At 66.9% G+C, this 14,272-nt stretch carries 13 protein-coding genes and 1 tRNA gene; 8 read left to right on the top strand and 6 right to left on the bottom strand.

The window, feature by feature from the left end; translation table 11 throughout:
* The first annotated feature begins 56 nt into the window (after window positions 1–56).
* Genes ccoG through ccoS form a run of 4 tightly spaced genes read left to right on the top strand, consistent with a single transcriptional unit; the run spans window position 57 to window position 4,394 of the window.
* Entirely contained in the window at window positions 57–1,619 is a 1,563-nt protein-coding gene (gene ccoG / locus GQ651_RS15250; protein ID WP_160765057.1) for a cytochrome c oxidase accessory protein CcoG, read from the top strand.
* Window positions 1,616–2,074: a FixH family protein gene (locus GQ651_RS15245; protein ID WP_160765056.1), complete on the top strand. Its 459-nt coding sequence runs from the start codon at window positions 1,616–1,618 to the stop codon at window positions 2,072–2,074. Before ccoG ends, GQ651_RS15245 begins: the two co-directional genes overlap by 4 nt.
* On the top strand, window positions 2,071–4,236 hold the full coding sequence (locus GQ651_RS15240) for a heavy metal translocating P-type ATPase (protein WP_160765055.1): 2,166 nt from the start codon (window positions 2,071–2,073) through the stop codon (window positions 4,234–4,236). The genes GQ651_RS15245 and GQ651_RS15240 overlap by 4 nt, the downstream gene beginning before the upstream one ends.
* The gene (ccoS, locus tag GQ651_RS15235; RefSeq protein WP_160765054.1) at window positions 4,236–4,394 is read left to right on the top strand and encodes a cbb3-type cytochrome oxidase assembly protein CcoS; all 159 of its coding nucleotides are present in this window, start codon (window positions 4,236–4,238) and stop codon (window positions 4,392–4,394) included. Before GQ651_RS15240 ends, ccoS begins: the two co-directional genes overlap by 1 nt.
* Here the strand turns inward: ccoS and GQ651_RS15230 are convergent.
* Together GQ651_RS15230 and GQ651_RS15225 are read right to left on the bottom strand one after the other, a co-directional pair.
* Window positions 4,391–4,621, bottom strand: coding sequence for a DUF2842 domain-containing protein (locus GQ651_RS15230; protein ID WP_160765053.1), 231 nt, complete (start codon window positions 4,619–4,621; stop codon window positions 4,391–4,393). The two genes, ccoS and GQ651_RS15230, sit on opposite strands and share 4 nt — an antisense overlap.
* Window positions 4,622–4,683: 62 nt before the next feature.
* Complete coding sequence (locus GQ651_RS15225) at window positions 4,684–5,976, bottom strand: adenylosuccinate synthase (RefSeq protein ID WP_160765052.1); 1,293 nt, start codon at window positions 5,974–5,976, stop codon at window positions 4,684–4,686.
* Window positions 5,977–6,153: 177 nt separating this feature from the next.
* Here GQ651_RS15225 and glpX point away from each other — a divergent pair, with 177 nt between their 5' ends.
* The 3 genes from glpX (at window position 6,154) to GQ651_RS15210 (ending at window position 9,241) form a co-directional block, all read left to right on the top strand.
* Entirely contained in the window at window positions 6,154–7,119 is a 966-nt protein-coding gene (gene glpX / locus GQ651_RS15220; protein ID WP_160765051.1) for a class II fructose-bisphosphatase, read from the top strand.
* A gap of 208 nt (window positions 7,120–7,327) precedes the next feature.
* A complete protein-coding gene (recJ, locus tag GQ651_RS15215) occupies window positions 7,328–9,091 on the top strand; it encodes a single-stranded-DNA-specific exonuclease RecJ (RefSeq protein ID WP_319637453.1) in 1,764 nt (587 codons plus the stop codon).
* A gap of 75 nt (window positions 9,092–9,166) precedes the next feature.
* Window positions 9,167–9,241, top strand: a tRNA-Glu gene (locus GQ651_RS15210).
* Window positions 9,242–9,322: 81 nt separating this feature from the next.
* On the opposite strand, the gene GQ651_RS15205 is transcribed toward GQ651_RS15210, so the two are convergent.
* A complete protein-coding gene (locus GQ651_RS15205) occupies window positions 9,323–9,781 on the bottom strand; it encodes a hypothetical protein (protein WP_160765050.1) in 459 nt (152 codons plus the stop codon).
* Between the two features lie 210 nt (window positions 9,782–9,991).
* Between GQ651_RS15205 and GQ651_RS15200 the strand changes: the two genes are divergently transcribed.
* Complete coding sequence (locus GQ651_RS15200; RefSeq protein WP_160765049.1) at window positions 9,992–10,663, top strand: Crp/Fnr family transcriptional regulator; 672 nt, start codon at window positions 9,992–9,994, stop codon at window positions 10,661–10,663.
* 2 nt (window positions 10,664–10,665) lie between these two features.
* Here GQ651_RS15200 and GQ651_RS15195 read toward each other — a convergent pair whose 3' ends face one another.
* The 3 genes from GQ651_RS15195 to GQ651_RS19060 are packed head-to-tail and all read right to left on the bottom strand — an operon-like array spanning window position 10,666 to window position 14,206.
* Window positions 10,666–11,922: an adenylate/guanylate cyclase domain-containing protein gene (locus tag GQ651_RS15195; RefSeq protein ID WP_160765048.1), complete on the bottom strand. Its 1,257-nt coding sequence runs from the start codon at window positions 11,920–11,922 to the stop codon at window positions 10,666–10,668.
* On the bottom strand, window positions 11,919–12,311 hold the full coding sequence (locus GQ651_RS15190) for a response regulator (RefSeq protein WP_160765047.1): 393 nt from the start codon (window positions 12,309–12,311) through the stop codon (window positions 11,919–11,921). Before GQ651_RS15190 ends, GQ651_RS15195 begins: the two co-directional genes overlap by 4 nt.
* Window positions 12,308–14,206, bottom strand: coding sequence for a sensor histidine kinase (locus GQ651_RS19060; RefSeq protein WP_160765046.1), 1,899 nt, complete (start codon window positions 14,204–14,206; stop codon window positions 12,308–12,310). Before GQ651_RS19060 ends, GQ651_RS15190 begins: the two co-directional genes overlap by 4 nt.
* Window positions 14,207–14,272 lie beyond the last annotated feature (66 nt).

The following is a 14,272-nucleotide window of genomic DNA, read 5'->3' as shown; positions in this document are numbered from 1 at the left end:
GGAGGTTGCCCCACCCCCATGGCATCCAGACCCTGCGAACAGAGCAGGAATCACCCATGTCCCAAGAGGAAGCCCCAAGCCTATACGCTGCGCGCGAGCCCGTTTTCCCGCGCCGCGTCTCGGGCAAGTTCCGCACGCTCAAGTGGTGGATCATGGGCATCACGCTCGGCATCTACTACCTGACGCCGTGGATCCGCTGGGACCGGGGCCCTGCCCTCCCCGATCAGGCGGTGCTGGTCGATATGGCGAACCGCCGCTTCTATTTCTTCTGGATCGAGATCTGGCCCCACGAATTCTACTTCGTCGCGGGCCTTCTCATCATGGCGGGGCTGGGCCTCTTCCTCTTCACCTCCGCCCTTGGCCGCGTCTGGTGCGGCTATGCCTGTCCGCAAACGGTCTGGACCGACCTCTTCATCCTCGTCGAGCGCTGGATCGAGGGCGACCGGAACGCCCGCGTAAAACTGCACAATGCGCCCTGGAACGCGCGCAAATGGCGGCTGAGGCTCACCAAATGGGCCGCGTGGCTGGTAATCGCCGTCGCCACCGGCGGCGCCTGGGTCTTCTATTTCGCCGACGCGCCGACCCTTCTCCGCGATCTCGTCACGCTGCAGGGCCATCCGATCGCCTATACGACCATTGCTGTCCTGACGCTGACCACCTTTTTCTTCGGCGGGTTCGCCCGCGAGCAAATCTGCATCTACGCCTGCCCCTGGCCGCGCATTCAGGCGGCGATGATGGACGAGGATACGATCACGGTCGCCTACCGCGAGTGGCGGGGTGAGCCGCGGGGCAAGCACAACCTCCGTCTCCAGAAGCAACGCGAGGCCGCCGAGGCCAAGATCGCCGCCGAACGCGCCATCGGTGCCAACGTGGCAAAGTACGCGCCGACGCCCTTCCCGGGCCGCGACCTGCAGGTGGGCGGCACCCCGGTCCTCTCCGCTGAGACCGAGCCCGCACCCGGCGACTGCATCGACTGCATGGCCTGCGTCAACGTCTGCCCCATGGGCATCGACATCCGGAACGGCCAGCAACTTGAATGCATCACCTGCGCGCTCTGCATCGACGCCTGCGACGACGTCATGGCCAAGATCGGCAAGCCGCGCGGCCTGATCGACTATCTGGCGCTGACCGACGAAGTGCGCGAGCGCGAGGGAAAGCCGCCCCGCCCGATCTGGAACCACATCTTCCGGCTCAGAACCATCGTCTACACCGTGCTCTGGTCGCTGGTGGGGCTCGGCCTCGTCTTCGCGCTCTTCATCCGCGCGGAAATCGACGTGACCGTCGCCCCCATACGGAACCCGCAATTCGTGACGCTCTCCGACGGTTCGATCCGGAACGCCTATGACGTGCGGCTCAGGAACAAGCATGGCGAGACGCGCCCCTTCCGCATCTCGGTCAAGGGCGACCCGGCGCTTCGCATCGAACTGGAGGGCACCGTCTACGAGACCGCCGACGTGGCCGCGAACGAGCAGCTTCTGCAGCGGGTCTACGTCATCGCCCCGCCGGGCTCCGACCCGGCCACATCCGAGCGCACCGAGATCCGTTTCTGGGTCGAAGACCTCGTCTCGGGCGAGCGGGTCCATAACGACAGCCTCTTCAACGGAAGGGAACCGCAATGAGCGAACGCCAGATCACCGGCCGTCAGGTCTTTTTCGTTACCGCCTCGGCCTTCGCCGTCATCATCGCCGTGAACATGACCATGGCCTTCAAGGCGGTCTCGACCTTCCCCGGACTGGAGGTGAAGAACTCCTACGTGGCGAGCCAGAGCTTCGATGCCCGCCGCGCGGCGCAGGAGGCGCTTGGCTGGGACGTGGCGCTCGGTCACGAGAACGGCACGTTGTCGCTCGCCATCACCGACGCCGATGGCCGCCCCGTCCGGGCCAACGACCTTTCGCTACTGATCGGGCGCAAGACCACGTCGGGTCAGGACCAGACGCCCGAGATGACCTATTCGGGCGGCCAATACAGCGCCCCGGTCGATCTGGCCTCGGGCCACTGGACCGTGCGGCTCAAGGCGACGGCCCCCGACGGCACCCCCTATGAGAAGCGCCTCGCGCTCTACGTGCCCAGATGACACTGGCCGAACACCCCTCGCTTCAGGCCTGCCCGGCCTGCGCCACCGCGCCCGCGGCCGAAGCGCTGGCAGGGCGTGGCGGCGCGGGCGAGGCGCGGCTCGATCTCAGCCTGCCCACGATCCATTGCGCCGCCTGCATCTCGGGCGTGGAACGCGCGCTTCTGGCCGTGCCGGGCGTGGCGGACGCCCGCGTGAACCTGACCCAGAAACGCGCCCGCATCCGCGCCGATGACAGCGTGACGCCCGAGGCGCTGGTCGAGGCGCTGACGGCGGCCGGCTATGAGGCGCATGAACTCGACCCCGGCGCGCTGGCCGCGACCACGGGCGACGCCGCCTCGCGCGACCTTCTGATGCGGCTCGGCGTGGCGGGCTTTGCCATGATGAACGTGATGCTCCTCAGCGTCGCGGTCTGGTCGGGTGCCAGCGACGCCACCCGTGATCTCTTCCACTGGATCAGCGCCGCAATCGCCATCCCGACCATCGCCTTTTCCGCCCAACCCTTCTTTCGGAACGCCCTTCGCGCGCTTGGCGCGGCGCGGCTCAACATGGACGTGCCGATCTCGCTGGCGATTCTCCTGGCCGCCGGAATGTCGATCTTCGAGACGGCCGAGGGCGGCAGCCACGCCTATTTCGACGCCGCTCTTTCGCTCACCTTTTTCCTGCTCGGCGGGCGCTATCTCGATCAGCGCACCCGTACCGCCGCCCGCTCTGCCGCCGCCGAACTGTCGGCTCTCGAAGTGCCCCGCGCGACCCGGATCACGGGCGAGACGGTGCCGGTCGCCGCTCTCCTCCCCGGCGACCTGCTCCTCGTCCGTCCGGGCGCGCGGGTGCCGGTCGACGGCACCGTGACCGAAGGCACAAGCGAGGTCGACCGCGCGCTTCTGACCGGCGAGAGCCTGCCCGACCGCGCCGGCCCCGGTGCCGAATTGCACGCGGGCGAGATCAACCTGACCGGTCCGCTGACGCTGAAGGTCACGTACGCGGGCAAGGACACGACGCTTGCCCGGCTGGCCGATCTGGTGGCCATGGCCGAGACCGCCAAAAGCCGCTACGCGTCGCTCGCCGACCGGGCCGCGCGCATCTATGCGCCCGCCGTGCACCTGCTGGCCTTCGCCGCCTTCGCGGGCTGGATGTGGGCCACGGGCGACGTCCGCCTTGCGCTCAATATCGCGGTCGCGACGCTCATCATCACCTGCCCCTGCGCCCTTGGCCTTGCCGTCCCCGCCGTCTCGACCGCCGCGTCGGGCCGCCTGTTCCGGCAGGGGCTTCTGATCAAACACGCCACCGCGCTCGAACGTCTGGCCGAGGTGGACACGATCGTTTTCGACAAGACCGGCACCCTGACCGAGGGGCACCCGGTCCTCAGCGGCCATGACGCCGATGACGAGGCCGCCGCCGTCGCCCGCGCGCTCGCCGCCGCCTCGTCCCACCCGCTGGCGATGGCGCTTCACGCGGGCCTCTGGGCCGCTCCGGCGGCTGTGAGCGACATTCGCGAAGTGCCGGGCCACGGCATCGAAGGCACCTGGCAGGGCCGGACCGTTCGCCTTGGCCGCGCCGACTGGCTGGGCGCGCCCATGGGCGGCGGCACGGCCACGTGGCTTGCCATGGGCGACGCCGCCCCCGTCGCGTTCCACTTTGTCGATACGCTCCGCGAGGGCGCGTCCGAGACCGTGGCCGCGCTCCGCGACCGGGGCTACGCCATTCACCTGCTGTCGGGCGATACCGAAGACGCGGTCGCAAGCCTCGCCGCCGCCACCGGGATCGAACACTGGCAGGCCGCTATCCGCCCGGACGAGAAGGCCACCTTCATCGAAGGCCTCACCGCAAACGGTCACCGCGTCCTGATGGTGGGCGACGGGCTGAACGACACCGCCGCGCTCGCCTCCGCCCATGTCTCGATCTCGCCCGCGTCAGCCCTCGACGCTGCACGCACCGTCAGCGACATGGTACTGCTCGGACGCGCGCTGACCCCGATCACCGACGCCATCGCCACGGCCAAAAACGCCCGCCGCCGCATTCTGGAAAACTTCGGGATCGCCGCGACCTACAACGCCATCTCGATCCCGCTGGCGCTCGCCGGTCTCGCCACGCCGCTCGCGGCCGCGCTCGCCATGTCGACCTCGTCTATCCTTGTCACGCTGAACGCGCTAAGGCTTCGCTGATGGAAGTCCTCGTTCTCCTGATCCCCGTGTCGCTCTTCCTTGGCGGCCTCGGCCTTGGCGCCTTTGTCTGGGCGCTCAAGTCACGGCAGTTCGAGGACCCCAAGGGCGACGCCCACCGCATTCTGACCGACGAGTTCGACGACAAGCCGCGCGGTTAATCCTCGCGCGGCTCCGCATCGGGATCGGCCTTGCCGACACCCTTGAACACCGCCTTCAGCGGCAAGGCCCAGGCGACGCCCAGCACCACATAGATCACGAATTCCAGCCAGATCGGCGGCCGGTCGAACAGCGCCACCACGTTCACCGCGACGATGACGTAAAGCGGCAGCCCCACCAGCAGGATCAGAAGCGACAGGCGGCGGCGGGTTTTCCAAGACAGGGCCATGGGTGTCTCCTTTGGCCGCCCAGATAGGGGCGGTGCGCGGCGGGGCCAGAGCCCCGCGACACTCAGTCCGCGAAGGGGTCGGTGACGAGGATCGTGTCGTCCCGCTCGGGGCTGGTCGACAGAAGCGCGACGGGACACTGGATCAGCTCCTCGATCCGGCGCACATACTTGACCGCCTCGCCCGGCAGATCGGCCCAGCTCCGGGCGCCTGCAGTCGATTCAGACCAGCCCTTCATCGTCTCGTAGATCGGCGTGACGCGCGCCTGGCTTTCGGCAGCGGTGGGCAGATAGTCCAACTGCTCGCCATCCAGCTCATAGCCCACGCAGATCTTCAGTTCTTCGAACCCGTCGAGCACGTCGAGCTTGGTCAGAGAGATGCCCGACACGCCCGAGGTGGCGCAGGTCTGGCGGACCAGAACCGCGTCAAACCAGCCACAGCGGCGCTTGCGGCCCGTCGTGGTGCCGAACTCGTGACCCCGCTCGCCCAGACGCTGCCCGTCCTCGTCGAAAAGCTCTGTCGGGAACGGCCCCTCGCCCACGCGGGTGGTGTAGGCCTTGACGATGCCAAGGACGAAATCGATCGAACCGGGTCCGATCCCCGTGCCGGTCGCCGCCTGACCCGAAATGACGTTGGACGAGGTGACGAAGGGATAGGTGCCGAAGTCGATATCCAGAAGCGCGCCCTGCGCCCCTTCGAACAGTATGCGGCGGCCTTCCTTCTTCTTCTCGTTCAGAACTTTCCAGACGGGTTGAGCATATTGCAGGATCTCCGGCGCGATCTCGTTCAGCATCTTCAGAAGCGCGTCCCGGTCCACAGGCTCAAGACCCAGCCCCCGGCGAAGCGCATCGTGATGCACCAAGAGCCGGTCGACCCGCTTCTCCAGCGTCGCCGCATCGGCCAGATCGGCCACGCGGACCACACGGCGGCCCACCTTGTCCTCATAGGCCGGGCCGATGCCCCGCCCGGTGGTGCCGATCTTGGCCACGCTGTTCTGCGACTCGCGGGCGCGGTCCAGCTCGCCGTGCAAGGGCAGGATCAGCGGCGTGTTCTCGGCGATCATCAGCGTCTCGGGCGTGATCTCGACACCCTGCGCGCGGATCGTCTCGATCTCCTTGACCAGATGCCAGGGGTCCAGCACGACGCCATTCCCGATGACCGACAGCTTGCCGCCCCGCACGACGCCCGAAGGCAGCGCATGGAGCTTGTAGACCTCCTTGTCGATGACCAGCGTGTGGCCCGCATTGTGACCGCCCTGAAAGCGGCAGATCACATCCGCCCGCTCGCTCAGCCAGTCGACGATCTTGCCTTTGCCCTCGTCGCCCCATTGCGCGCCGACGACCACCACATTGGCCATGCCCGGAACTCCCTGCGTTGATGCCGATTGGCGTATACCGGGACCGAAGGGTCGGGAAAACCTGAAAAAGCGCCCGCGCCCGCGACAATTCGGGCGCGGACCGCTCCGGGCTTTGTCCTTGCCCCCTTCCGGACCGGACAGTATCGAAGGTCCAACGGATCATAGGAGAGCCACCCGATGCGCACCCAACCCGAATTCCACGACCGCATGTTGTCCCTCGGCCTCGCGCGGGTGTCCGAAGCGGCAGCCCTGGCCTCGGCCCGGCTGATCGGCCGGGGCGACGAAAAGGCCGCCGACCAGGCCGCCGTGGACGCGATGCGCACCCAGCTCAACCATCTGGACATCAAGGGCGTGGTCGTCATCGGCGAAGGCGAGCGCGACGAGGCGCCGATGCTCTATATCGGCGAGGAAGTGGGCTCGGGCACCGGTCCCGAAGTGGACATCGCCCTCGACCCGCTCGAAGGCACGACGCTGACCGCCAAGGACATGCCGAACGCGCTCGCGGTGATCGCCATGGGCCCGCGCGGATCGATGCTGCACGCGCCGGACACCTATATGGAGAAACTCGCCATCGGCCCCGGCTTCCGCCGCGGGGTGGTCACCATGGACATGTCCCCCGCCGAACGCGTCTCGGCCCTGGCCGCCGCCAAGGGCTGTTCGACCGAAGACATCACCGTCTGCGTGCTGGAACGCCCCCGCCACGAGGAGATGATCGCCGAGATCCGCACTACCGGCGCGGCGATCCGCCTGATCACCGACGGCGACGTCGCCGGCGTGATCCACTGCGCCGAGCCGTCCACAGGCATCGACATGTACATGGGCTCGGGCGGCGCACCCGAAGGCGTGCTGGCGGCAGCGGCGCTCAAATGCATGGGCGGCCAGATGTTCGGCAAGCTCGTCTTCCGGTCCGACGACGAAAAGAACCGCGCCAAGAAGGCCGGGATCAAGAATTTCGACCGGGTCTATACCCGCGACGACATGGTTACAGGCGACGTGATCTTCGCCGCCACCGGTGTCACCGACGGCTCGATCCTGCCGGGCATCAAGCGGGAACCCGGGGTCCTGACCGCCGAGACCATCCTGATGCGCTCGAAAACCGGCTCGGTCCGGCGCATGACCTACCGCCACCCCATCGGAAGATGACCGGCCAGCGAGGGGCGCCGCCCCTCGCGCTCCCCGGGATATTTGAGAACAGGCGAAGAGAATTTGAATCAAATTTTCGCTTCTTCTGTTTAGAAATACTCCGGGGTGAATTCGCCGCAGGCGAAGAGGGGCAGCGCCCCTGCTCTTTCCACCGGCTGAGGGCGCGATTACCCTCCCGCTTCGCGAAATCCTCCGGACTGGACAAGACGTGACCGAACAAACGGCAGATACCTGTTTTCTGGGCGTGACCGCGTCGATCACGGGCCGGCGCTGGACCGGACCCGGGGCCGAGGCGCTCAGACTGGCCGAAGCGATGTCGCAATCCACCGGCCTTCCCGATCCGGTCTGCCGGATCCTTGTCGCGAGAGTCGTCGTGCCCGACGAGGCCGAGAGCTATCTCTCGCCGACGCTTCGCTCGCTCCTGCCCGATCCGATGCGCCTCCGCGACATGGGCGCGGCGGTAGAACGGCTTATTGCCGCCGTCTCGGGCCACCAGAAGATCGCGGTCTTCGCCGACTACGACGTGGATGGCGGCGCTTCGGCGGCGCTTCTCCTCGACTGGCTGAGGCAGCTCGGCCGCGACGCGACGCTCTATGTTCCCGACCGGATCGACGAGGGCTATGGCCCGAACCCCGAGGCCATGGCCACTCTCGCCCGAAGCCACGACCTGATCGTCTGCGTCGATTGCGGCACGCTGTCTTTCGACGCCATCGCCGCCGCGAAAGGCGCGGATGTGATCGTGCTGGACCATCACCTGGGCGAAGAGACGCTGCCCGAAGCCGTGGCCGTCGTGAACCCCAATCGTCAGGACGAAAGCGGCGATCTGGCCCATCTGCCCGCGGCGGCCGTGGTGTTTCTGGTCCTCGTCGAGGCCAACCGGCGGCTTCGTGAGCAGGGCAAACCCGTCCCGGATCTGATGGGCATGCTCGACCTCGTGGCGCTCGCCACCGTTGCCGACGTGGCGCCGCTCGTCGGCGTCAACCGCGCCTTCGTCCGGCAGGGTCTGACCGTGATGGCCCGCCGCGCACGGCCGGGGCTGGCCGCGCTGGCCGATGTCGCAGGCCTCGACGCGCCGCCCTCGGCCTATCATCTGGGCTTCATCCTCGGACCCCGGATCAACGCGGGCGGGCGGATCGGACGCGCGGACCTGGGCGCGCGCTGCCTGTCGGCCGTCGATCCGCAGGAAGCGCGGTCGCTGGCGGAACGGCTGGACCAGCTCAACACCGAACGCCGCGAGGTCGAGGCCGCCGTCCGCGCCGCCGCGCTGGCCCAGGCCGAGGAGCGCGGGCTCGACGCGCCGCTCGTCTGGGCCGCCGCCGAGGGCTGGCATCCCGGTGTCGTGGGCATCGTCGCAGCCCGTCTGAAAGAGGCCACGAACCGCCCCGCGGTCGTCATCGGCCTGGATGGCGACGAGGGCAAGGGGTCCGGCCGCTCGGTCGCGGGTGTCGATCTGGGCCACGCGGTTCAGAAACTCGCCGCCGAGGGGCTTTTGCTGAAGGGCGGCGGACACCGCATGGCTGCCGGCCTGACCGTGGCGCGCGACCAGCTGGAACCCGCCATGGCGCGTTTGGGCGAGCTTTTGGCCCGCGAGGGCGCGGGCGCTGGCGGTCCGCGTGACCTGCGTGTCGATGCGCCCCTGATGCCCGGAGCCGCCACGCCGGACCTGATCAACGAGATCGAGGCCGCGGGCCCCTTCGGTCAGGCCGCGCCCGCGCCGCGTTTCGCCTTTCCGAACGTTGCGATTCTTCACGCCAAACAGGTGGGCAGCGGCCACCTGAAACTGAGCTTCGGCGATGGCCTCGGCGCGCGGCTCGACGCCATCGCCTTCGGCGCCTTCGACACCGATCTCGGCCAGCGTCTGTCCGCCCATGGTGGCGCGCGGTTCCACCTGGCCGGCCGGCTCGAGATCAACCACTGGGGCGGCCGGCAGTCGGTGCAGCTTCGGCTGGAGGACGCCGCCCCGGCGGATTGAGGGCGATCCGCAAAAAGGCCGAAAAACCCTCTTGCCCTTCCTCCCGACTTTCCCTAATTACCCGCCCACAGCGCTGGCCCGTTCGTCTATCGGTTAGGACGCCAGGTTTTCAACCTGGAAAGAGGGGTTCGATTCCCCTACGGGCTGCCAGTTCTCCAGACAGAATTTCCGTTCCGCAAGACTCGCTCCAGCCCGACAGTCGGCGCTGCGATTTGCGCCGCTGCGACGGGCTCACGCCTTGTCCAGCCCCCAATGGGCGGCAAGTTCGCGCGCGACGTGGCTTCCGCTTGGATAGTAATGGCATCTGTCGAGGTAGGACCACGCCGCAACGACCGCTTTTTTCTGCAGGTCGGTCAGCACGCGCTCGACTTCAGGATCCACAGGCCAAGCCTCCAGTTCCATGGACACATTATCAACCGGGTCGTCGACATCGGACGCCCGGCGTAGCATCACCATCTTGAAAAGACGGGGAAGCAGGTAAACCTTTGTGGCTGGCGGGCAGATGATGACCCCTTCCATGGCCGAGACATAGTCGGACAATGTGACCTCTTCCCAGTCAAGGCGGTTGAATGCGTCAACCTCTTCGTCGCAATGCGACCCCTTGTACGAGGTCATTGGCGTGGGTTTGGCGATCATCCCGAACGCCTCGTAAAGGCACTGGAGGACAGTGTCGCGTTCAGTGTCGGTCATTGGGACCAGACTATTCAATACCTGGCAGATCGCAAGATTTCGCCGCCCGCTCGGCGAAAGCGCGGCCATGTCCAGACGATCCGAATCCCTTGGGTGCTCAACCCACCGACATTCTTGCGCGCCTCCCCGCCCCTCCCTATTCTGCCGTTCGGAAGACCGGACCCACCAGCGCCCTGGCGGACGGTCCGGGACGACAAGGGGAGAGGCGACGTGGAACTGGATTTCGGCCTGACGGCCGGGCACCTCGCCTATCTCGGATTTCTGCTGCAATTCTTCGCCTATCTCGCCCGGGACGAGCTGCGCCTCCGCCTGCTCATGCTCTCGGGCAGCGCGGCGTTTCTGCTCTATCACTACCTGCATTCCGGCGCGGCGATCAGCGAGATTTTTCTGTCCACCGCGGGCCTCGCCCTTACGAATCTCTTCATGATCTCCATTGTCGTGATGGAACGCACGACGCTTGGCATGTCCGAGCGCGACAAGGCGCTTTTCGCGCGGTTCGACATGCTGACGCCCGGACAGTTCCGGCGCCTTCTGAAGCGCGGGACAGTGCGCAAGGCCGGGACGGAAACGGTGCTGATGCAGGACGGGGCGGCATCGGAGCGGCTGTTCTTCATCCATGAGGGGCGCGTGCGGATCGTGAAATCAGGGCAGGAGACACCGGCAAGCGCGGGCATCTTCATCGGAGAGGTGGCGTTTCTGACGAGCAAGCCCGCGACCGCGACCGTGATGGCCGAGCCGGGAACCGAATACCTGGAATGGGACAGCGCGGTCCTCAGGAAGCTGATGAAAAAGCGGCCGAAATTCCGGGTGGCGCTGTCGGCGCAATTCAATTCGGACCTCGTGCGGAAGGTCGCCAGCTCGCTGCCCAATCCGGGCCTGTGACTCTATTTCGCGGTGCAATCCACCAGCACATCCGACGCGCCGCCCAGAGCGCGTTGAAGGTGGAGAAGCGTCAGCGGGTCGTCGGGCAGCGTTCCGATGAGCGCCGCGAAGGACTGCCGCGCGTTGGGCCGGCCCTGCGCCAGATCGTCGAAGGCGGCGCGGTAGGCGGCCATCGCCTCGCTTCCGGCGGTCTCCGGGGGCTGCGGCTCGAACGTCATGACCGGCTCGGCATGACCCGCCAGCCGCAAAAGGCCCGCAGGGCGGCCCGTGAACTCCGGCACCTCGTCCACCACCGACCGGCTGACCGCGATGCGGGTGCCGAGGGTCTTGTTGGCGGCCTCCAGACGCGCGGCGGTGTTCACGGCGGCGCCGTAGGCGGTGTAGTCGAAAAAGCTCTCGCCACCGAAATTGCCGATCACCGCCGAGCCGGTGTTGACCCCGATCCGCGTGATGCCGAGGGGCAGGCCACGCCCCTGCCAGTCGGCGCGGAACGCCTCGGCGAACCGGTCGATATCCAGAGCGCAGGCCACCGCGCGTGCGGCATGGTCGGGCTGCTCGACGGGTGCGCCGAACATGGCGTGGATCGCGTCGCCAATCACCTTCATCACGGTGCCGCCATGCTGGAAGATCGTGCGCGCCAGCCCGTCGAAATAGGCGTTCAGAAGCTCGACCACCGTATCGGGGTCGGTCGTCTCGACGAGGTTGGTGAAGCCAGCCAGATCGGTGAAGAGGAACGTCGCCTGCCGCCGCTCGCCGCCTTTGGGCAACTCGCCCCCGCCCGAGACCATCTCGACCACGGAGGGCGAGAAATAGCGGGCGAGCGTCGCGCGGGCCAGCTCCGCCTCTGACTTGGCGCGCTTGAGGGCGCGGGTCTCGTCCAGATGCCTCAGCGTCTTGTCGATCGTTACCTGAAGATCGGCGAGGTCGATGGGTTTGGTCAGGAAGTCGAAGGCGCCCCGGTTCATGGCGGTGCGGATGTTCTGCATGTCGCCATATGCGGATACCACGACCGCCTTCAGGTCGGGGTGCCGCTCGGCCAGATGCCCGAGCAGCGTCAGCCCGTCCATCCGCGGCATGTTGATATCCGACAGGACCAGCGCGAAGTCGGGGTCCTCGTCCAGAAGGTCCAGCGCCTCCTGCCCGTCACGGGCGAAGGCGAGCGCCATTTCGCCCTTGCGGATTTCGCGGCGGAATTTCTGGGATAACAGGTGCTCGACGTCGGGCTCGTCATCGACCACGAGGATGCGATGCACGCTCATCGCCGCCCCTCCGCCGCGACAAGCTCGGAAAGCGTGGATTTGAGCAGGTCGAAATCCACCGGCTTCGGCACCAGCGTTTCCGCGCCCAGCCCCTTGACCCTCTCGGTCGTGCCTCTGTCGCCATAGGCGGTGACCATGATGACCGGCAGGTCCGGCCGCAGCCCCTTGACCCGCTCCAGAAGCTCTATCCCGTCCATGCCGGGGATATTGAGGTCCGACAGAAGCACCGCGGGCGTCTCGCCGTCCAGCACGTCGAGAGCCTCCTGCCCGCGCTCGGCGAAACGGAACTCGTAGACACCCTTGCGGATTTCACGGCGGAACTGCTGGCGGAAAAGCTCGGCCATGTCGGGCTCGTCATCGACGACGAGGATGCGGCGGGCCCCGGTCATTCTGGGGCCTCCCCTCGGGCGGCTTTCGGCAGGCGGATGGTGAAGGTCGTGCCCTCGCCCTCTGCACTGGTCAGGTCGATCCGCCCGCCATGCGCCTTGACGATGTCGAAGCTCATGGAGAGGCCCAGCCCTGTCCCCTCACCCGCCGGTTTGGTGGTGTAGAACGGCTCGAAAATCCTCTTTCGGGCATCTTCGGGGATGCCCGGGCCGTTATCGGTGACGTCGACCACGTAGTCGCCCCCCTCGGCCCGCGTGGAAATCGCGATCTGCGCAGGCGCCCCCCCGGCGGCGGCGGACTTGCCGGCGGCGTAGATGCCGTTCGAGATCACGTTGAGGAAGACGCGTTGAATTTCCTGAGGCACCACGGTCACGTCACCCACATCGTCGGACCATTCGGTCTGGATATCGGCATTGAAAGACACGTCCGACGCCCGCGCACCGTGATAGGCGAGGTTCAGCGCCTCTTTGACCAGCCCGTTCAGGCCCACCGTCTCGCGCTGGCCGGTGCCCTCACGGGAATGGGACAGCATGTTCTTGACGATGCTGTCGGCACGCCCGCCATGCTGGTCGATCTTGACGAGGTTTTCGCGCACCGTGGCGAGCGTGTCCTCGACATCCTCGCGGGTGTCGTCATCGGCATAGGTCACACCGTCCGACAGAAGCTCGGCCAGTTCGTCCAGCATCTCGGTCGAGAGCTTGGCGAAGTTGTTGACGAAGTTGAGCGGGTTCTTGATCTCATGCGCGATCCCCGCCGTGAGCTGACCGAGGCCCGCCATCTTCTCGGCGTGGATCAGCTGCTCCTGCGCTTTCCTGAGATCGGCGAGCGCTGCCACCGCGCGATCACGGGTCGCGCCCAGCTCCTGCTCCATCCGCTTCCTCGCGTCGATCACGTAGATCGCATTGAGCCAGCTTTTCTGCCCTTCGTAGACCAGCGAGCGCGTGGAAATCGTGACCCAGAACTCCTCGTCCGAGGTGTTCTTCATCAGCGTCTCGAAATCGTTCAACTCGCCATCCGCCTGAATGCGGCCGAGGATCTCTGCCGGGGTGGCCGGATCGACGAAAAAGTCGCTCAGCGTGATCTCGGACAGTTCGGTCGCCTCACTGACACCGAACTGCGCACGGGCGGCCGGCGTAACCTCCAGCGCCGAGTCCCCGCGGGCCAGGATCAGCGGGAAGGGAATGGCGTTGATGACGTTCCGCTGCGTGGCGCTCAGCTCCATCTGGCGGCTCTTCTCGCGCTCGGCGGCCTCGATCTGGGCCGTGCGCAGGTCTTCTTCCGCCTGGAACCGCGCCTCCATCGCGCGGGTGTTCGCCATGGTCTGCTTGATCGCCGCGATCCGGGTCTGCTGCGACTGATGCGCGAAATAGGAGATCGTCAGGTAGGCCAGCACGAACATGACCGACGCGCCGAAAGCGGGCAGCGCCCCGGTCCAGAGCACCGTCAGCCACGTGATCCCGAGGGTGGTGAAACCGAAACCCATCGACACGCGCGTGGAGTTGATGCTGGTCGTCGCGAACGTGCCGATAAAGGCCAGAAGCAGCGCGACGGTGCGCGTCCGCTCGTCGCCCGCCTGAATGATGAGCGACAGCATGATGCCCCAGCCCGCGCCCATCACGACCGCGAAGATCAGGAACGACCGCATCCGCCGGGCCGAGACGTCTGTGGGCCGGTCGCGATGGCGAAGGCGGAAGAACCCGCTCATCGCGAGGTAGATCATCACGAAGATCACCGCCGCCGGCAGACCCGCCCAGCCCATCAGGACGCCGGGCCCGAGATTGGCCAGAAGGATGATAAACGCGAAGGACATGCCGATCAGGATGCGCGGCGAGGCGAGAACGACCTCGACCGCCTCGTCGATCCGCAGCTCGCGGGCGAGATCGGGGTCTTTAGCCACCCGTGCCGATCCTTCTGGCCGTCATGTCCGTCCCTGTATCCGCCTGTCCCGCATAACGTGCATTGT

The organism is Kangsaoukella pontilimi, from assembly GCF_009830125.1.
Lineage (GTDB): Bacteria > Pseudomonadota > Alphaproteobacteria > Rhodobacterales > Rhodobacteraceae > Kangsaoukella > Kangsaoukella pontilimi.
The sequence above is the reverse complement of the archived record's forward strand: the minus strand, read 5'-3'. Positions and strand labels throughout refer to the sequence as shown.